The sequence below is a fragment of the Saltatorellus ferox genome, assembly GCA_007751475.1.
In the GTDB taxonomy this organism is placed as follows: domain Bacteria; phylum Planctomycetota; class UBA1135; order UBA1135.
Genome location: CP036434.1, coordinates 2,243,701 through 2,261,851, shown reverse-complemented (window position 1 = coordinate 2,261,851; position 18,151 = coordinate 2,243,701). Strand labels below are relative to the sequence as shown.

At 68.3% G+C, this 18,151-nt stretch carries 15 protein-coding genes; 6 read left to right on the top strand and 9 right to left on the bottom strand.

The annotated features are described in order from the left end of the window. Positions 1–22: 22 nt before the first annotated feature. Both Poly30_RS08065 and Poly30_RS08060 read left to right on the top strand, forming a co-directional pair. Positions 23–823 (top strand): TVP38/TMEM64 family protein, encoded by an 801-nt coding sequence (locus Poly30_RS08065; protein WP_145196097.1) that lies wholly within the window; start codon positions 23–25, stop codon positions 821–823. 25 nt (positions 824–848) lie between these two features. Then, positions 849–2,375 (top strand): mercuric reductase, encoded by a 1,527-nt coding sequence (locus Poly30_RS08060; RefSeq protein ID WP_145196095.1) that lies wholly within the window; start codon positions 849–851, stop codon positions 2,373–2,375. Between the two features lie 70 nt (positions 2,376–2,445). Here Poly30_RS08060 and Poly30_RS08055 read toward each other — a convergent pair whose 3' ends face one another. From Poly30_RS08055 to Poly30_RS08040, 4 genes are all read right to left on the bottom strand, one after another. Continuing rightward, complete coding sequence (locus Poly30_RS08055) at positions 2,446–2,883, bottom strand: hypothetical protein (protein WP_145196093.1); 438 nt, start codon at positions 2,881–2,883, stop codon at positions 2,446–2,448. Positions 2,884–2,898: 15 nt separating this feature from the next. Further along, a complete protein-coding gene (locus Poly30_RS08050; RefSeq protein ID WP_145196090.1) occupies positions 2,899–3,114 on the bottom strand; it encodes a hypothetical protein in 216 nt (71 codons plus the stop codon). A 488-nt stretch (positions 3,115–3,602) separates the two neighbouring features. Continuing rightward, positions 3,603–4,025: a photoactive yellow protein gene (locus Poly30_RS08045; RefSeq protein WP_145196088.1), complete on the bottom strand. Its 423-nt coding sequence runs from the start codon at positions 4,023–4,025 to the stop codon at positions 3,603–3,605. A 64-nt stretch (positions 4,026–4,089) separates the two neighbouring features. Continuing rightward, positions 4,090–4,410, bottom strand: a complete 321-nt coding sequence (locus Poly30_RS08040) for a hypothetical protein (RefSeq protein WP_145196086.1) — start codon at positions 4,408–4,410, stop codon at positions 4,090–4,092. A 290-nt stretch (positions 4,411–4,700) separates the two neighbouring features. On the opposite strand from Poly30_RS08040, the gene Poly30_RS08035 reads away from it, so the two are divergent. Both Poly30_RS08035 and Poly30_RS08030 read left to right on the top strand, forming a co-directional pair. After that, on the top strand, positions 4,701–6,023 hold the full coding sequence (locus Poly30_RS08035) for an NAD(P)/FAD-dependent oxidoreductase (RefSeq protein ID WP_419191109.1): 1,323 nt from the start codon (positions 4,701–4,703) through the stop codon (positions 6,021–6,023). A gap of 60 nt (positions 6,024–6,083) precedes the next feature. Further along, positions 6,084–7,961 (top strand): OPT/YSL family transporter, encoded by a 1,878-nt coding sequence (locus tag Poly30_RS08030; protein ID WP_145196084.1) that lies wholly within the window; start codon positions 6,084–6,086, stop codon positions 7,959–7,961. Here the strand turns inward: Poly30_RS08030 and Poly30_RS08025 are convergent. Further along, a complete protein-coding gene (locus Poly30_RS08025) occupies positions 7,940–9,490 on the bottom strand; it encodes an MBL fold metallo-hydrolase (RefSeq protein WP_145196082.1) in 1,551 nt (516 codons plus the stop codon). The genes Poly30_RS08030 and Poly30_RS08025 overlap by 22 nt on opposite strands. A 29-nt stretch (positions 9,491–9,519) precedes the next feature. On the opposite strand from Poly30_RS08025, the gene Poly30_RS08020 reads away from it, so the two are divergent. Together Poly30_RS08020 and Poly30_RS08015 are read left to right on the top strand one after the other, a co-directional pair. Then, the gene (locus Poly30_RS08020; protein ID WP_145196079.1) at positions 9,520–10,734 is read left to right on the top strand and encodes an SGNH/GDSL hydrolase family protein; all 1,215 of its coding nucleotides are present in this window, start codon (positions 9,520–9,522) and stop codon (positions 10,732–10,734) included. A gap of 38 nt (positions 10,735–10,772) precedes the next feature. Further along, positions 10,773–11,897: a glycosyltransferase gene (locus Poly30_RS08015; protein WP_419191108.1), complete on the top strand. Its 1,125-nt coding sequence runs from the start codon at positions 10,773–10,775 to the stop codon at positions 11,895–11,897. Here Poly30_RS08015 and Poly30_RS08010 read toward each other — a convergent pair. The 4 genes from Poly30_RS08010 to Poly30_RS07995 all read right to left on the bottom strand — a co-directional run bounded on the left by Poly30_RS08010 (position 11,890) and on the right by Poly30_RS07995 (position 17,929). After that, positions 11,890–13,734 (bottom strand): hypothetical protein, encoded by a 1,845-nt coding sequence (locus Poly30_RS08010; RefSeq protein ID WP_145196073.1) that lies wholly within the window; start codon positions 13,732–13,734, stop codon positions 11,890–11,892. The two genes, Poly30_RS08015 and Poly30_RS08010, sit on opposite strands and share 8 nt — an antisense overlap. 111 nt (positions 13,735–13,845) lie before the next feature. After that, on the bottom strand, positions 13,846–14,562 hold the full coding sequence (locus Poly30_RS08005; RefSeq protein WP_145196070.1) for an SDR family oxidoreductase: 717 nt from the start codon (positions 14,560–14,562) through the stop codon (positions 13,846–13,848). Positions 14,563–14,598: 36 nt separating this feature from the next. Continuing rightward, positions 14,599–17,172 (bottom strand): ATP-dependent helicase HrpB, encoded by a 2,574-nt coding sequence (gene hrpB / locus Poly30_RS08000; protein WP_419191107.1) that lies wholly within the window; start codon positions 17,170–17,172, stop codon positions 14,599–14,601. 94 nt (positions 17,173–17,266) lie between these two features. Next, positions 17,267–17,929, bottom strand: a complete 663-nt coding sequence (locus Poly30_RS07995) for a YkgJ family cysteine cluster protein (protein ID WP_419191106.1) — start codon at positions 17,927–17,929, stop codon at positions 17,267–17,269. Positions 17,930–18,151: the final 222 nt, after the last annotated feature.

The window sequence follows — 18,151 nt, the reverse complement described above, 5'->3', positions numbered from 1 at the left end:
GCGGCGCGAATCCCTGCTCACCATGAGCAGTCACGAGATCACCATGAGTGCCAGCCACGAAACCGGCCCGTCCGTTACCGAACCCGGATCCACTTCCGGATCCACTTCCGGGGCCGCCCCTGATTCGAGCTCAGGCTCCAGATGGCCCCAGCGCGTGGCCTGGGTCGCGGGCGCGGCGGCCCTGATCGCCGGCGTTCGCCTGCTCCCCACCGCCGATTGGATCGAGGCCGTCAACGGCCAGGTCGAGTCCCTCGGCGCCTGGGGTCCGCTGGCCTACGGCGCGTTCTACATCGTGGCGGCGCTGGCTTTCATCCCGGGCTCCGCGATCACGATCGGCGCGGGCGCGCTGTTCGGCCTCGGGCTCGGAACGGTCGTGGTCTCGATCGCGTCGACCGCCACCGCGGCGCTCGCCTTTCCGCTGGCGCGAAGCCTGTTCCGGAAGCGCGTCCAGAGCTTCGCCAGCGAGCGGAAGTCGTTCCAGGCCATCGACCGCGCCATCGCCGACGGCGGCTGGAAGATCGTGGGACTGCTGCGACTGTCGCCCGTCGTACCCTTCAGCGCGCTCAACTACCTGCTCGGGCTCACGAACGTACGCTACGTGCCGGCGATCCTCGTGAGCTGGGTCGCGATGCTGCCCGGCACGCTGCTCTACGTCTACTTCGGAGCGATCGGTCGCGACGTGGCGGGCGGGAAGGAGCGCGGCCCCTTCGAGTGGGCGCTGATGATCGCAGGCCTTCTCGCGACGCTCGTCGTGACCGTGGTGCTCACTCGCATGGCGCGCTCGCGCATGCAAGCCGACACGGACCTCTCCGCCGACGCCTGATCCCCCGCCAGGAAGCGACCCCACCATGGATTCGAACACACTGCCCGAGCTTCGTCCGCTGAACGAGGCCAATCAGAAGCTACGAGATCTCGTTCATCCCAAGGGCTGGCCGCAGCCGACGCCGAAGGGACGCTACAACCTCGTCGTGCTCGGCGGCGGGACCGCCGGCCTCGTGGCAGCCGCTGGAGCCGCAGGCGTCGGCGCGCGCGTTGCGCTCGTCGAGAAAGACCTGCTCGGCGGCGACTGCCTCGTCACCGGATGCGTGCCGTCCAAGGCGCTGATTCGGTCGGCCCGCGCCGCGAAGGAAGCGCGGAACTCGGGCCACCTCGGGGTCCATGCCGAAGGGGTCACGGTCGACTTCGCAGCGATCATGGAGCGCATGCGCGCCCGTCGATCCGAGATCGCGCGGAACGACTCGGCGAAGCGCTTCACCGAACTCGGCGTGGACGTGTTCCTCGGCGAGGGCCGGTTCACCGGTCAGAGCACGCTGGAGGTCGGCGGACAGACCCTGGAATTCGCTCGCGCCGTCGTGGCCACCGGCGCGAAGGCCGCGATGCCGCCGATCCCGGGGCTTGCCGACGCGGGCGTTCTGACGAACCAGACGCTGTTCTCGCTGACCGAGCTCCCGGAGTCCTTGATCGTCGTGGGCGGCGGGCCGATCGGCTGCGAGATGGCCCAGACGTTTGCGCGCTTCGGCTCGAAGGTGACCCTCGTCGAGGGTGGTCCGAGGATCATGTCGAACGACGATCCGAAGGCGGCCGAGGTCGTTCAGGCGGCGCTGCTCCAGGACGGCGTCGAGCTGCGGCTGAGCACGAGGGTCGAGCGGTTCGAGGCCCCCACCACCGACGGCAGGAAGCGCGTGGTCGTCGGGAGCGGCTCGGAAGCCGAAACGATCGAGGCGGCGGAGATCCTGCTCGCCATCGGACGTGCTCCCAACGTTCAGGGGATCGGACTGGAGACGGCAGGAGTGGATTTCGATCCACGCAAGGGCGTCACCGTGGACGATCGCCTGAAGACCTCGAACGATCGGATCTACGCGGCGGGCGACGTGGCCTCGAAGTACCAGTTCACCCATGCGGCGGACTTCCTGGCGCGAACCGTGATCCGAAACGCGCTGTTCTTCGGTCGCCAGAAGGCGAGCGATCTCGTCATCCCGTGGGCGACCTACACGGATCCCGAGGTGGCCCACGTGGGTCTCACCGAAGCTCAGGCCAAGGCCGAGGGCGTGGCGCATGCGGTCATCGAGATCGAACTCGAGGACAACGATCGCGCGGTCGTCGATGCCGAGACGTCAGGCTTCGTCAAGATCCTGCACGACAAGAAGGGCAAGGTGCTCGGCGGCACCGTCGTCGCCTCCCATGCCGGGGAGATGATCGGCGAGCTGGTCACGGCGGTCCAGCACGGAACGACCCTGGGTACGCTCAGCGGAGTGATTCACCCCTACCCGACCGTCGCCGACGCGATACGGCGAGCGGGCGATCGGTTCAATCGGACCAAGCTGACGCCGTTCACGGCGGGCCTCCTGAAGACGGTGCTCGCGATCCGGCGCTGACGCCCCCCGGGAAACGGCTGGAGGTGGAGGAATCGAGCCGGGTTCGGTGCCGCCACTTTCCATCCAATGATCAGGCTGCCTTGACGACGCCCAGTTCGACCACGTCCGACTTGACGGGGTTCCCCAGGAAGCGCGTGATCACGTCGATGTCGTCCTGGGGAAGGGCGTTCTCGATCACCTCGGTGACCGTGGTCAGAAGCGATCCGCGGAAAGCCATTGGCGTGTCGTAGGGCTCTCCCTTCATCATCTTGAAGTTGAGGCGCGTGTTGAGCATCGCCCACTGGCTCCGGAGTTCCACGAGGCGCAGCGCCAGGTGAAGGGAGCTCGAATCGAGCGAGGAGATGTCATCGATCAGGTGGACGGTCTCGTCACGAACGGACTCGATCCAGGACTGAAGCTCGTTGGCGGCCGCCGAGGAATCCTCGGGAAGGTCGCGCATGATGGTCGCCCAGCTCTTTTCGATATCAGAGGAGACGAGAGCGGCTCGGCAGTTGGTGTAGTTGGCCATGGGGTAGGTTTGGGGTCAGGCGCTGAAGGGCGCCAGGTAAGCGTGACCGGAGTGAATCTCCGGTGAGAGGTGAGCGCTCTGATCAGCGGCCGACTCCTCGATGAGGATGGAGCCGCTGGCGAGAGCAGGGAGCACTTGGCGCAGAAAGGCCGCCTGCTCCGTCCAGCCAGTGGGCACGAGCACGACCTTGCCTTCGCCTGCGTGAGAGGCGTTGGTAAAGGCGGTTCGCACGCGATCGATGGAGAGGGCCCATGCCGGGTGCAATGAAGCAGGCGCAGGCCGATCAGGTTCAGTTCCTTTCGGTAGAGGCCCGGCGATCCCCGAGGGGATCAGCGAGCTCTGGCCGGATCCATCGCCGTGGAGGAACACGCGACCACCGGGCTCCTGATCCCCCGCGGGCGAGTCGCCGCCGGGGCACCGTGAGCCAAGGAGCACGTCGCATTCGATCCAACAGCAAGCGAGCAACACCTGCATCACCGCCGCGCCGGGCGCGAGGTCGACGCCCACGGTATCGCCAGCTCGAAACCCCAGCCCACGCATTCGTTCGACCCATACCCGTGATCCGGTCCAAAGGGACGCGGCAGGAATCATCTCTTCGTTGGAGCGAAAGAGAGGCGTCGACTGATCATGAAATCGTGCGAAGAGCGTCGACTTCAGGGGCGGTGCGACAGGGATTTGCATTTCATCGGTTGCTGGAGCAGCTAGAAGACGTGCGGCTCTCAGCTTTTCTTCACGAAGATCCAGTTGGTCTTGCTCGCAGCGTCCCGGTAGAGGTGGACCTTCACCGGCGTCGGGCTCATCTTGTAGGTGAACGTGTAGGGAAACAGGTGGTTCAGCGTGCCGGCTTCGACACCCTCCTTGAAGATGCCGCGGAAGAGCGCGTTGTTCGTGCAGACGGCGACTTCGGTGAAGAAGTTCTTGCCGGCCACGGAAGCCGGGGTGCGGCCGCCGAGCTCGGACTCGTACTTGTTGTAAAGCTGGATGCTGCCTTCGTCGTCGACCTTGACGACGCCGAAGTCGAGGCCGTCGATACCGGCAGGAGACATGGTCGGGATGCTCTGCGCGAGTGACGGGTCGCAGAAGCTGTTGCCGGCAAGCTTGGAGGCCTGGGAGGCCATGGCGGTGTTGAGAGTCGCGGACATGATGCTGGGGTTTGGAAAGAGTCTTGGGGGGTCGACAGAAACAGGTGGGTGGCGAGTCGTCGAATCAGATCGCGCGGCAGCGCATGCGCCACGTCAGCGGGCCGGTTTTGCCCTCGAGTGAAACCTCGACCTTGCCGAGTGCGGCCGAGAGGCCCGAGGCCAGCGGAACGAGCTGCGAGCTGAGCGAGACCTGGACGTCTTCCTTCGACTGTGCTTCTCGCTCCGCGTACAGCGACTCGAGCTGGGCAGACATGCTCTGGACCATGTCCACGAGCTGCTGGGCGTCGGAAACGCCGAGCACCTGCTCGAGGGTTTCACGCTCCTGGTAGAGGGCTGCGAGCTGATGCTCCAACCCCCCATGACTTTCGAAGGCAGTGGGTTCCATGAAGTGCGGGTGGGTGATCTGGATGAGAGGTCGGCCTGGGGCCGAGCCAGTTGACGAGCACGTCGCGTACTTGCTTCCCTGGCTGACAGGGGCTATTGGCCTCGAGGCATAGCCCCAATTAGGGAAATCACTTAATAGCTTCACCGGGCTGCCATATCCTCGTATGCGGTGCCTTCCGGGGCCTGGAACGGATCCGAGTGGCCCTCATTCGATCCGTGCCGCGCGGAATCACGCCGCAGGATCGGCGCGGGCGCGGCTGGATTCCCCGGCTGCCGTCCTATGCTCCCCGGGTGACCCCAACCATCCAACGAGAGCCGAAATTCGCGGGCGAAAGTGCCCTTCCCACGATCGTCGTTCTCGGAGGCGGGTTCGGAGGACTGGCGGCGGCGAAGGCCCTTCGGAAGGTCAAGGCCCGGATCGTCGTCATCGACCGACAGAACCACCATCTGTTCCAGCCGCTGCTCTACCAGGTGGCCACGGCGGGGCTGGCGGCACCGGACATCGCCTCGCCGATCCGCCGGATCCTGCGCAAGCAAAAGAACACCGAGGTTCGCTACGCGGAGGTGACCGCAATCGACCCCGAGACGAAGACGATCGCCATGGGCGATCGAAGCCTCGGATACGACTATCTGGTCATCGCCACCGGAGCCACCCATTCGTACTTCGGCAACGACCAGTGGGGCGCGGTCGCCCCCGGCCTGAAGACCCTGGAGGACGCGCACGAGATCCGGGCGAAGGTGCTCCGCGCGTTCGAGAGTGCGGAGGTCACCGATGACGCGGAGGAGCAGCGCGCCTGGCTTCGGATGGTCGTCGTGGGCGCGGGACCGACGGGCGTGGAGCTGGCGGGTGCGCTGGCGGAACTCTCGCGCAAGATCCTCGACAAGGACTTTCGACACTTCGATCCGCGCGGAACGGAGGTCCTCTTGATCGAGGGCGGCCCGAGGGTTCTGCTCGCCTACCCCGAAGACCTCTCCGAGAAGGCAGAGGATCAGCTGCGGTCGCTCGGCGTGACCGTGCGCAAGGGCGCCATGGTCTCCAACATCACCGAAGAGGGCGTGACCATCGGAGAAGCGGAGTTCCTGCCAGCGAAGACGGTCCTCTGGGCCGCCGGTGTCCAGGCGTCCAGGATGCTCGGCGCCACAGGTGCGAAGACGGATCGCGCGGGGAGAGTGCAGGTCGAGCGGGACCTCTCCATGCCCGGGCATCCGGAGGTCTTCGTGATCGGAGACGCGGCGCACTTCGAACAGTACGGGGCGCAGATCCCTGGAGTCGCTCCTGCCGCAATGCAGATGGGCCGACACGCGGGCGACCAGATCCAGCGGCTCATGAAGAGTCGCGGGACCGAGGCCTTTCACTACACCGACAAGGGTTCGATGGCGACGATCGGTCGGGCCTCCGCCGTGGCCAATTTCCGCGGCAGGCACCTCAGCGGATTCCTGGCCTGGATGGCCTGGCTCTTCATCCACCTCATCTTCCTGATCGGCTTCCGCTCGCGGCTCGTCGTGCTGATCAACTGGTTCTCGGCCTACGTCGGCTACCGGCCCGCAGCCCGCGTGTTCGCCGAGATGGCGAAGGCCGATGACAGCACGAGCCCGCGCGCAGCCGAGGAATGATCGGGAGGCTGCAAACGGTCGCCGCTGGCGTCCCACGGCGTCGATCGGTTCAATGGCAGAATGAGCGAATCATTCCCGAGCGGCCCGCCCCCTTTGCCTCCCCAGGGCGGCCCGGCTGAAGTCCCCCACGCCCCGGCCGCCGGCTCCGTGTACTACGGAACCTCGGGCCCGGATTCGCGTGTCTTCCCGACCCTCAGCCCTGGCGCGTGGATCACCTTCGCCGTGCTGGCGGCAGCCCTGGCCTCCACGAACATCTACACGACGCTCTTGATCGGCTGGGGCGACACCGGGTCGATCGTGGCGGTGCTCGCGGCGTTCGCCGTGCTGAAGGTGATCAGCGGCCAGCGAACATCGGTGCACACGCTGAACCTCGGCCAGACGATGGCGAGCGCGGGCGGCAGCGTCGGCTTCGCGGTCGCGAACTACGCGGCCGTGTACATCGTCGATCCAACGTTTCGGCCGCCCACGTGGCAGCTCATCATCCTGTTCATCGGGATGGGCTGGATGGGAGCGATCGTCGGTTCATCGGTGCGCAGATCGATGGTCGGGTACTTCTTTCCGTCGGGCACCGCGTGCGCGGTCATCCAGACCTCGGTCGCGAGGGAGCTGGCGCCGGGCGAGCGAAACCGGCCGGTGTGGCTTCTCACCTTCTGGGGCCTGATCGCTTCGGTGCTGACGATCCCGTCGAAGATCACCGGCTCGAGGGGTGGGCACGCGCTCGTCGGTGACCTGAACTTCAAGCTGGGCGGTCACGACATGGGCGTCGGGATCGATCCCCTGTACTACGGCATCGGCATCGTCGTCGGCCCGCGGGTCGGGATCGGGATGCTGCTCGGCGCACTCGTCACGCCCTTTCTGATCGTCGACGGACTGGCAGGCGGAGCGCTCGAAGGGGAAACCGGCGACTGGGTGAAATGGACCGCGATCGCCGTGCTGACGATCCCGACGTTCGCGACCATCCTGTTCGCCTACTTCTATCGCCAGCCCGCCGTGGTTCCCTCGGGCTTCACGCCGGGCGTGACGCACCACGCAACGCCCAAGGGCCGATTCCCGCTCTTCGGGCTGATGTTCCTCGCAGGGGCGATCACGGTGGCCATCCTGGCCAAGTCGGTCTTTCACATGCCGTACCACGTATCAGCGATCGTCGCGGCGGTGGCCTGGCCGATGTGCGTGGTGAACGGGCGCGTGACCGGCGATACGGACATCAACCCCGTGCGCCTCGTGGCGATCGTGCTGCTGTCCGCGTTCTTCTGGCTCATCTCCGATGACATCGGGGAGTACCGCGTGCTCGCGATGCTCGGCATGGCGGTCGTCGGCGGAACGCTCGCGAGCACCGCGGTGGACATGATGCAGGACTACCGCACGGGCTACCTCGTCGACGCCAACCCCACGCACCAGACCTCGGTGCAGTTCGTGGGTACGGCGGTGGGCGCGATCGCGTCGATCCCGATCCTGAACCTGCTTCTGGAACAGCTCGGCATCGGCGCGGAGAGTTCCCTTCCCGCGCCAGGTGCGACCATCTGGGCGGCGATGGGAGAGACGGCGGCAGGCGGGTTCAGCCCGTCGTCGGAGCTGATCTGGGCGATCGTACTCGTGAGCGTGATCGGCTCCTTCTACGCGTTCCTGACGGTTTGGCCGAAGACAGCAGCGTGGATGCCGTCACTGTTCGGGTTCGGCATCGGCATGCTGATCGGGGTGCCAGCATCGGCGGCGATCTTCCTCGGCGGGATGATCAAGTGGGTCGTGATGCGCGTCTACACCGCCGGCAAGAACGACGAGGAGAGGGCTTCCCGGCGCGAGGACGGCGACAACGACACGATGCTCGCGGGCGCGTCCGTGTTCGCCGCCGCCGCGCTCGTCAGTATCGCTCTGGTGCTACTGACGACGCTGTTCGAATCGATGGGCGTCGATCTGTTCTACCTGGCGGGCGGGCACTGACCGGCGCTCCCGGACGTCCACCGCGTGGAACTCAGCTCCTCGGCTCGACCCTCTTCGGCCAGCTTCTCCAGACCCGCTCGCAGCGACCTCGCTGCGATCGGGTGGAGATGCGCTTCCACGTCGGCGTAAACGCGGGCGACCAGATCCGACTCTTCCGACACGCCCTCCTCCAGCGCCTTCACAAGCGCATCCTCGCGGCGCTGGCGGTGCTCCACGTAGCGGTGCAGCAGCGTCCGGCCGTCGCTCGCCACCGGGCCATGGGCCGGGTGTAGCACCGCGTTCTCGCCCAGGAGGGACGCCGCCCGCTCCAGGCTCTCCAGGTATTGCCCCATGTTCCCCTCCGGCGGATCGATCACGATCGTCGACACCGTCGAGACGAGATCTCCCGCGATCATCGCTCCGTAGCGCGACTCGGTGAACACGAGGTGACCCGGGGCATGGCCCGGCGTGTGGTGAGCGGTGAGCACCCAGCCAGGGGTTCCGTCCGGCGCGGTGCCGAGCGGCAGCTTCACGCCATCGTTCAAGGGACGCTGGTTCTCGACCGATAGCGCGAGCCGCGCGAACGTCTCCTCGTGCGCCAGCACCGGTACGTCGTAGCGCCGCGCCGTCGCCTCCACGGCTCCCACGTGATCGGGGTGGTGATGGGTCAGGAGCACGCCGACGAAATCCCGCGGCGCTTCCCCACCCTCTCCCGCGATCCGCTCGTCGATCAGATCGAAGAGCCGCGCCTGCTCCGCCTCGTCCACCGGCGCGGGATCGACCGCGAAGAAGCGCTCCTCACCCACTAGGTAGCAGTTCGTCGTCGTGGCCGGCGGCAGCGTCTTCGTCGCCAGCGGAGCCATGATGATCCCGGGCACATTCCGGATCGGATGGAGCTTGCCCGCTTCCAGGCCCGCCGCCAGCCCCGGCATCTCCTCCAGGAAGCCTTCCAGCCCCAGCTCTGCGAGGTGCTCCAGCATGAACACCACGGGCGGTGCGACAAGGCGCTCGCCCCGCGTCCAGGACGCGAGTAGCTCGGCGGGCGTCCAGAACGAGCCCTCCACCAGCTCTCCCTCGATCACCTCCGGCTCCCACCCAGATGCTCCCAGGCCTCCGAGGTCGAGACTCTCCAGCGCCACGTGCACGAAGCGCGTCCGGTAAAGCACGGGCGCGAACGGCGGCGTCGTCAGACGCGCAAAGGGAACAGCCGCCTCCAGGACCTCCACGGCCCCATCGAGGTAGCCACGGAAGGCCCGGCTCGCAGGCGCACTGTCCCGCTCCAGAAGTCCCGCGCGCAGCGACCCTGCGGGCGCCAGCCGCGCATCCAGCAGACCCACTTCCTCGAACAGTTCCCGGAACGAGCACCGCTGGTGAGCCACGTCTGCATCTGGCTCGCCGTCATGGTCCGCAAGGTCGACGCCGCCGCCCGGAAACGCCCAGTAGCCTCCGAAGAATCGAAGGATCGGATTCCGACGGACACAGAGCACTTCGACGCCGTGTCCCGATCCGCGCGTGACCAGCGCAGCCGTTGCAATTCGTGTCTTTCCCATGGCCCCCAAGTCTCTACGATTCGGGGCCCATGCGCACCGTCTCCCCCAGAAGTTGTCACGCCTCTCTCGGCCGTCTGCCCGGCGCACGCCGCGGAGACAGCGGCGCCGTCCTCGGCCGCGTTCTCGGCAAGCTGTTTCTCGTGCTGATCGCGTTCCTCGCGCTCTTCGAGACGGTCCCGAGGTTCCTCGAGATCCCCGGCCTGAAGCGCGAAACGCTCGACCCCGTCTACCTCACGAGCCTCGAGCACCAAAAGTTCGAGCCCCACCCCTACCTGATCCTCACGCCCAAGCCGGGCAGATACGGCAACCCCAGGAAGAAGGAGGTCTCCCACAACTCGGCGGGCTTCCGCGGCGCCGAGGTCCCACTCGCGAAGCCCGAAGGCGGCCTCCGTATCGCCTGCATCGGCGGCTCCAGCACCTACGGCACCGGCCCCACGAAAGACGAGTTTGCCTGGCCCGCGCGCCTCCAGGCGATCCTCTCCGACGAACTCAGTCCGCGCGCGGTCGACGTCATCAACGCGGGCGTTCCCTCGTTCAACAGCTTCGAGTCCCTCGGCAACCTCGCCTTCCGCGTCCTCCCCTACCGGCCCGACATCGTACTCATCTATCTCTCGACGAACGATGCCGAGTGCGCTCTCTGGCCCGACCCGACCTTCGACAACCGTCACTACCGGCTCAGCTGGTCCACCTACCGCCCCTCTCCGATCGAACCCATTCTGGAGAAGAGCATGCTCTACCTCGCGTGGCGCAAGTACGCGACGGACTACCTCAGCCAGCGCGCCGATCTCGGCTACGTCACCAAGGTCGTCCCGCCCGGCGAAACCGGCCTGGCTCTCGCGCGCCGTGAGCTTCCTCCCGAACTCCGCTCTCCTCCCGAGACGGGCTTCATCAACTTCCAGCGCAACCTCGTATCCCTCCTGGCCGTCGCAGAAGCCCATGGCGCGCGCCCGGTGCTCATGACCCAGGGCATCTTTTCCCCCGATCCGGAGGGAGAGCACCTCGATTCCGGCAAGACTCGTCGCGCCGCCCAGGGCCGGATGACCGAGATCGTCCGCACGGTGGCCAAGGAGCGCGGCGTCCCCCTGGTCGAACTGAAGCCCGTTCTCGAGGCCGCCGCCGCCGCGCAGGTCGCGGAAACCGGCCAGCAAACTCTCTTCGCCGACAGCGTCCACCTCTCCAACGACGGCACCGCGCTCCTGGCGACGACCCTCGCTGCCGAACTCCATCGACTCGGCCTCCTCTGACCCCGACCCCCCAAAAGATGCCTTCCGCTTCCGCCCCCATGCAAGACGTTCGCGTCCTGCACCTCCTTCCGGACCAGGGCGTCGGCGGCATCCAGCGCTTCGTCATCGAGCTCGTGCGTCATGAGCGCATGGATCAGGCCTCCGACGAGATCGTTCTCACCGAGCGCCCTCTCGACGTCGAACGCGACTTCCTCGCGCCCGCGACCCCCGCCCACTTCCTTGGCCTCCTGGGCGAGAGCACGGCCGTCCGCGCGAAACGCCTGGCCGACCTGGCCGAGTCACGCTCCGCCCAGACTCTCCTCGTCTATCGCGCGGCCGACCTTCCGCTGGCGCTCGCCGCCAGGCGCCACACGATCTCCGGCACGAAGGGCGCGCTCCGCGTCGTCACCCAGCTGTTCGACGCGCCCCTGATCCCTGCCCGGGAGCCCAGGGGTCTGCTCGGCCGCGTCTTCGGCGCCCGTAGCGAACCGTCCCTCGACCTCAGCGAGGTCGATGAGTTCTTCGTGGCCAGCCCTGCCCTGCTGGCTCCCTGGCACGCCGCCGGCGCCACCCCCGTCTTGCGCGCCGCCGCCGTCGACACCCAGCGCTTTCACCCCCAGAACGTCCAGTCCTCCTGGCGCAGCGCCCGCCTCCCCGACCCCGGCACCCTGCTCGTGGGTTCGCTCATGCGGGCGGAGCCCGGCAAGGACCATCGCGTCTTGATCGATGCCGTCCAGAGGCGCCACGCCAGCGGCCGCCCGACTGCCCTCATGCTCGTCGGCGACGGCTCCCTCTACCCGTCTCTTCGGGAGGAGTCGAAGGGCTCTGATGTGCTCTTCGTACGCCGCCGAGTCCTCGACGCGCCCGGCTTCTTCGGCCGTATCGACGCCTTCGCCCTGCACTCGGCGACCGAGCTGATCCCGGTCGCGCTGCTGGAGTCCCTCGCCTGCGGCCGCGCCGCGACCGTCGCCGACCCCGGCGGCGTGGCCGAGCTGGTGGGCCGCGACGCTGCGCTCTTCACGCCCCCCGGCGACGTGGACGCCGTGATCCAGGCCCTCGACCGCCTGGCCGACGAGGCTTTCCGGCACGAGCTCGGCGAGACCGCGCGAAAGCGCGCCCTCCAGAATCACCACCTGGGCCGCCTTCGGTCGCAGCTCGCGAGCTCCTACACCGCCGCTACCTGAACAGCACCTCCACCGCGTTCGTCAGGTTCGTGGTGGTCGCTCCCAGACCGTCGTGGTCGCGGTACCAGCACTGGAACGTGAACGTGTCGCCGGCGGTCGCCGCCACGGCGCCGCTGGAGGATGGAATCGCGTTCAGATCCACGTGGAGGCAAGCGTCGCCCGCGCTTCCTGCGGACAGCACTTCTCCGGGGCCGGCGAAGCGAGCCACCGAAGCCCCGAGACAGAGGTTCCCGGCGCTGGTCCACCACTGGCCGATGAAGCCGCGGGTGCGCGACACCATGAACAGCACGTTGGCCGTCGGCGGCAGGTTCCCCGCCAGGAGCGTGAGTTCGTTGTCGGCCGCGAAGCTCGAGCCATACGCCCCGAGCGAGGCCTGAAGGCCCAGGGAGTTCGGCTCGACGTCGCAGTACGCGACGCCCACGGTCGGACGGAGTTCGAAGCGGAGCAGCGCCTGCCCGATTCGCTGCCCCAGGCCATCCTTGAGCGTGGCGACGACGTAGAGTTCGCGGGCATCGCTGAGATAGAGATCGTCGTCTCCGAACGCATCGATGAAGGCCCCGTCATCGAGCAGCCCGTTGCCGTCGAGGTCGATCGGATCGCTCTCGCGCGCGACGACCTCACCGTTGTTCAGCACGATGACCGCGTCGAGCGCAGGATCCGGATGATCCGTCATCCCGGCCACGACGTAGTCCCCGTTCGCGTTGCCGACGTGGCCAAAGAAGCAGCCATCGAGGAGCGCGTCGCTCCAGCGCTCGGTCCCACCGGGGACCACGACGCTCCCGGTGACGGCGACCAGGTCTCCGTCCCGCACCACCCAGTCGACGTTCGTCTGGTCGTTGTCTCCGCGCGCGAACCAATGGCCGGCTGCGTCCATGGCGACGCCCGCGATCCCCGTGGTATCGATGGGCTCCGTGAAGCCTGAGTTCGGAACGGGATAGCCTTCCTGAAGCACGACCGCCCCGTTGACGATCACGACGTCATCCGAGGAGGTCGGCCCCTCCAGGTCCCCTTGAACGAGCCACCGCAGCCCGCTGCCCGAGGTCCAGAAGTCGCCGAGATCGAAGCTCTCGATGAACTCCGATCCACCGGAGAGCTGGCCGGTCGGCGCCGTCACGCCCTTGCGCATCAGCACCTGTTGACCCAGCACGAGCGCGTCATCGTCCACGTCCGTCGTCGCCGTCCCGTCGAGCCCGTCCGCGGCGTAGCCCACCGAGCCGTCGTCGAGCAGCACGCTGGAGTCGATCGTATCGTCGAGCACCGCGCCGCTACCGTCCGGCAGCGTGTCCCCCTCGCGTGCACCATGGCCCCAGACGCCCGCGATCCGCGTCGCCACGAAGTCGTCGTCCACGGTGCCCGAGGTGTTGGTCGCGAACGCCACGTCCCCCGAGGCGTTCACCGCGCAGCGCGTATCGATCGTCCCGCAGTTCTCCGCACCGCCGATCCAGGGCGCCGGTGCCCCCTCCTGGATCACGAGCTGGCCGCTGACGATCAGGCACTCGTCCCGCGCCGAGGGCAGGTCTGCGAGGGCCGTCAGCACCCAGTGGCCGCTCGGGTGTCCGTAGATCCGATCGAAGTGATTGGTCAGGACCCCGGGCTCGAACTCGACGCCGCCGAGGCCTGGCACGAGGGCCGACGGCGAGCCCGGCACGTTGCTGAAGACGGCGGCGGGCGCGCCGCTACCGAGGCCCGCCGCGGCCGTGCCGGGCCCCGTGAGCATGAGCGGCGGCGCGTCCGCGAAGGCTCCGCCGAAGTGTACGTGGGCGTCCTGGAAAGCTGCCGCGGGCAGCATCGACGCCGCGAGCGCGGCGACGAAGAAAGTCGGTCGTGGAAGGGCCATGGGGGCGCTTCTCCTGTGGGAATCAAGCCGTGAAATGTCAGGCGACGCACGTGCGCCGCTCCACGGTCTCGATCGATCGACCTCTCGCTCCGGTTACACCCGGAGCGTAAATCAGAACGGATTCGTCGCGAAGACCGAGAACTCCGGAATGAAGCCGCGCGGGTCCGTCACCAGCGCCCCCGCGACCGCGTCCGCGATGTCCTCGGGGATCAGCTTCTTCGGGCTCGGCTGCTGGGATCCGCCGGCGCGACGCGAGAAATCGGTGATGACCTCGCTCGGGTTGCAGAGCACGACGCGCACGTCATGGCGCCTCAGTTCATCGCGCCAGCACTCGGTCATCCCGCGCAGCGCGAACTTGCTCGACGCGTAGGCCGAGCCGCGCGCGAATCCCTTGAGGCCCGCCGTCGACGCGATGTTCACGATCGTGCCGGAGCGCTGATCGACCATGTGACGGGCCGCCGCCTTGCCGACCATGAACGCGCCGAGCACGTTGGTGCGCCAGACCGACTCCATCTCCTCCGCGGTCGTTTCGAGGAGGGTGTTGAAGCTCCCGAAGCCCGCGTTGTTGATCAGAATATCGATGCCGCCCGCCTCCTTGACGAACGTCGCGACGATGCGCTCCGCGTCGCCAGCATCGCCGACATCCCCCTGGAGGCCGCGCGTACCGAGTTCCAGCGAAGCGGCGTCGAGCGAGGCCTTGTCGCGGCCGTTGATCGCGACGTGGGCGCCGAGTCCCTTGAGCTTGACGGCGATCGCCTTGCCGATGCCGCTGCTGCCGCCGGTGACGAGGACGCGCTTGCCCTGGAGAGGAGATTCTTGGGTGGTCATGGATCTGGTGGGGTCAGGGGAACGAGAGTGGAGACGTCAGCGCCGACGCCGCCGGGCCCGCGCCGTGGGCGGCGCGGTCAGCGGGTCCTCGGGCCACGGGTGCTTGGGATAGCGCGAGCGCAGGTCCTTGCGCACGTGGTGGTAGGCGTCCTTCCAGAAGCTCGCGAGGTCGCCGGTGACCTGCTGCGGCCTTCCGTTGGGAGCCAGAAGATGAAGCAGCACCGGGACGCGACCGCTGGCGACCCGCGGCGTTTCGGCGAGGCCGAACATCTCCTGGATGCGCACCGCGAGCACGGGTGGACGCTCGCCATCGTAGGCCAGTCGGATGTGACTTCCACTCGGAACGGTCAGTCGCTCGGGTGCTTCGCGTTCGAGGGCCACGCGCTGCTGATGGGTCAGCGAACCCAGAAAGAGGTCGAGCACGGGGCGCCTCGTCAGATCGGCGAAGCTCCGCGCGCCGCCTGCGATCTGCGGAATCAACTCGCGGAAGGCCTCCTCGCTCGGGTCCGGGAGGCCGACGTCGGGGACGTGCGCGCGCAGGAAGCGAAGGCGCTCCAGCACCGAAGCGACCTCCGGGCGATCGAGACCCAGCGCGCGGGATGGATCCTTCTGCGCGGCCTCGACGAGCACCTCCTCGGCTTCGGCCGAGGGACAGTCCGGATGATCGGCCTCGGAGAGCACGAGCGGCCCGAGCATCTCGCGCCGCCGCCCGACGACGCGGCCCCTGGCCGCGTCGAACACGGGCCGCCGCGACACGCGCACCTCGCCGCCGTCGATCCAGCTGCGGTCCACCGCCGAGGCCATCACCACGATGTCCTCCTCGCCGGGCCTGCGCCCCGACATCAACCGCACCGCGACGAAGAACTCGGCCTCGGTGACGCCACACTCGAAGCCCATGCGGAGCCCCTTGCCGCCCGCCATCACGGCGCGCTCCCGGTCATCGCGTCGCCTGACGCAGAGCCTGTCGGGGAACGCCGCGAAGAGCGCCTTCGCCAGCGCGGTCTCGTCGCTCCGGGCGCGCTGGCCCTTCGGCTCCTTGACGCTGCGCAGGATCTGATCGCGCACGCGCTGGACCTGGCGCGCGGCCTGACGGGAGACGTCGAGGTGCCGTCCAGAAGGTCCGCCGTCCAGCGCCACGCAGCGCTCGAACACGTCCGACTCCGTGGCGTCACGCCGCGAGGCTCCCGGCGGCCCGCCGCCGCCCGGGCGGCGGAACGGATCGCGCTCCGAGAGCAGCGCCGCCGCCAGCGCGGCGATCTCCAGCGCCCCGAGTTCGGCGCCGGCCAGCACGAGCGCGGCGAGCCGCGGCGGGAGCGGCAGCCGCGACATCGCTCGCCCCTTCTCGGTGATGTGCCCGCGCCGGTCGAGCGCGCCGAGTCCGCGCAGCAGTTCGACCGCGCCCTCGATCGCACCGGGGCGCGGCCGCTCGAACCACGGAAACGCGGACACGTCGGTCTCGCCCCAGTTCGCGAGTTCCAGCACCGGCGCGGCCACATCGAGACGCCGCACCTCGGGCACGAGGAACGGATCGAGCGTGCGGTCGTCGATCTGGCTCCAGAGACGCACGCAGAGGCCGGGCCCGAGACGGCCAGCACGACCTGCGCGCTGATCGGCGGCGGCGCGATCGATGCGCTCGACGACGAGCCGGTCGACCCCCGAGCCCGCGTCGTGGCGAAGCACGCGCGCCTCGCCGCTATCGACGACCGCGCGCACGCCGCCGACGGTCACGCTCGACTCGGCGACGTTCGTCGCGAGGACCACCCGGCGCTTCGGCCCGGCGCGCAGCGCGGCGTCCTGGGCCGCCGGATCGAGGTCGCCGTAGAGCTGATGCACCTCGATCTTCGGAATGCGCGCGAGCCGCTCGGCGCAGCGCTGGATCTCCCCCACGCCCGCGAGGAACACGAGCACGTCACCGTCGGTCTCGGCGAGCGCCATGTTCACGCCCCGGGCCACTTGGTCCTCCAGCGACTCGGATCTCCCGGAGCCCGTGAACGACCCGGCGGCCGCCGCGATCGGCGGCAGGAAGCGCTGATCGATCGGATAGGACCGACCTTCGCTGGTCAGCACGGGCGCGCCGCCGAGGAAGCGCGACACGGGATCCGGGTCGAGCGTCGCTGACGTCACGAGAATGCCGAGATCGGGGCGCACGTCGGCGCGCACGCGGCGCGCCATGGCGAGCGCGAGGTCCGCGTCGAGGCTGCGTTCGTGGAACTCGTCGAAGACGAGGCAACCGACGCCCTCCAGGAACGGATCGGCCTGAAGCCTCGCCAGCAGGATGCCCTCGGTGCAGAACAGCACGCGGGTTTTCGGCCCGCACTTCCTGTCGAAGCGAACGTGGTAGCCGACCTCCTCGCCGACGCGCCAGCCCTGCTCTTCGGCGACGCGACGGGCGGCGGCGCGCGCCGCGATCCGGCGCGGCTCCAGCACGACGATCGGCCCGAGCCCGGCCGCTTCCAGGGCGGGCGGAACGCGGGTCGTCTTGCCAGCGCCTGGCGCCGCGACCAGCACCGCCACGCCTCCGCCGGAGGTGCCGGCCGTGCTGGCTGGCAGCATGGCCGAGACGATCTCCGGCAGAAGATCGTCGATCGGAAGGCGCTCGAGGGAAGACATGGGGGGACCATTGGAACGAATCGTCCTCCCAAATGCCTGGACTGCGCCTGGACTGTGGGTGAACTGTTCGCCTGCCCAGGCGCGGCGGCTCCCCTCAGGCAGCGGAGGCCGGGGGTTCGGGGGCATCACCGTCGAAATCGTCCGTCTCCGGTTCGTCTCGATCGCTGGCGGCGCTCATCCGGCGAAGGAGAAGTTCGCGCTCCAGAGCGATGCGAAGCGCCTCGTTGATGGGAAGGGCGTACGCCTCCGACCCGGGGAAGTCCGTCCCGAGCGCGTGGGCGTGGTCCGACATCACGGGGGCCCTGGAGAGAAGTACGTCGTTGGCCTCCACGTTAGCCATCGCCACGGGGTCCAGGTCCCGCATGGTGCGGCACGAGACGAGCGCGACGCGACCGCTCCGTTCGCGCCTCGTTCCGAAGGCGAAGACGCGGCAGATGAGAGGCCGGGCCGCGTACGCGCCGCAGCGGCCGCGCTTCGGATCGGCGGCGTCCGGTTGGTACATCACGCACCGGCCTGGCCTGGCGGCCGGAGCCAGGTCGGCCAGGGCGAGCGCTTGAAGCATGGCGTCCGCGCGTCCTTCCTCCGTAAGATCCTGGGCCATGGGCCCCATCTCCAGCACCGTGGCCTCCACCTCGGGCGAGAGGCAGCAGGCGCCGCACGCTGGCGGACAGGCCAGTCCGGAACTGCTCGCGAAGGCAGCGAGTTCCAGATCCACGGCGACGAAGCGATCCCTGACGCGAACGACGGAGTCTTGCATGCGTACGCCCCTGCCGGGCCTCGCTCCCGAAATGGGCGCAACAGTCAGGCGCTGGGAAGCGCGGCGGAGTTCTACTCCGCCGCACGCCGTTCGGCAACGGATCTCTCTCTTTGATGCCATGGCAAGGGCCGAAGGTGCGGCCAGAACCGGGCTCCCTGAACTGGACCCGGATCGGAGATGAGATACGCTGCCAGGATGAGGACACGTCCCATTTCAGGTAGC

Excerpts from the sequence above, each read along its gene's own strand:
- Poly30_RS08065 (WP_145196097.1), top strand. The coding sequence starts at position 23 with ATGAGCAGTCACGAGATCACCATGAGTGCCAGCCACGAAACCGGCCCG.
- Poly30_RS08060 (WP_145196095.1), top strand. The coding sequence starts at position 849 with ATGGATTCGAACACACTGCCCGAGCTTCGTCCGCTGAACGAGGCCAAT.
- Poly30_RS08055 (WP_145196093.1), bottom strand. The coding sequence starts at position 2,883 with ATGGCCAACTACACCAACTGCCGAGCCGCTCTCGTCTCCTCTGATATC.
- Poly30_RS08045 (WP_145196088.1), bottom strand. The coding sequence starts at position 4,025 with ATGTCCGCGACTCTCAACACCGCCATGGCCTCCCAGGCCTCCAAGCTT.
- Poly30_RS08040 (WP_145196086.1), bottom strand. The coding sequence starts at position 4,410 with ATGGAACCCACTGCCTTCGAAAGTCATGGGGGGTTGGAGCATCAGCTC.
- Poly30_RS08030 (WP_145196084.1), top strand. The coding sequence starts at position 6,084 with ATGAGCGAATCATTCCCGAGCGGCCCGCCCCCTTTGCCTCCCCAGGGC.
- Poly30_RS08025 (WP_145196082.1), bottom strand. The coding sequence starts at position 9,490 with ATGGGAAAGACACGAATTGCAACGGCTGCGCTGGTCACGCGCGGATCG.
- Poly30_RS08020 (WP_145196079.1), top strand. The coding sequence starts at position 9,520 with ATGCGCACCGTCTCCCCCAGAAGTTGTCACGCCTCTCTCGGCCGTCTG.
- Poly30_RS08015 (WP_419191108.1), top strand. The coding sequence starts at position 10,773 with ATGCAAGACGTTCGCGTCCTGCACCTCCTTCCGGACCAGGGCGTCGGC.
- Poly30_RS08010 (WP_145196073.1), bottom strand. The coding sequence starts at position 13,734 with ATGGCCCTTCCACGACCGACTTTCTTCGTCGCCGCGCTCGCGGCGTCG.
- Poly30_RS08005 (WP_145196070.1), bottom strand. The coding sequence starts at position 14,562 with ATGACCACCCAAGAATCTCCTCTCCAGGGCAAGCGCGTCCTCGTCACC.
- hrpB (WP_419191107.1), bottom strand. The coding sequence starts at position 17,172 with ATGTCTTCCCTCGAGCGCCTTCCGATCGACGATCTTCTGCCGGAGATC.
- Poly30_RS07995 (WP_419191106.1), bottom strand. The coding sequence starts at position 17,929 with ATGCAAGACTCCGTCGTTCGCGTCAGGGATCGCTTCGTCGCCGTGGAT.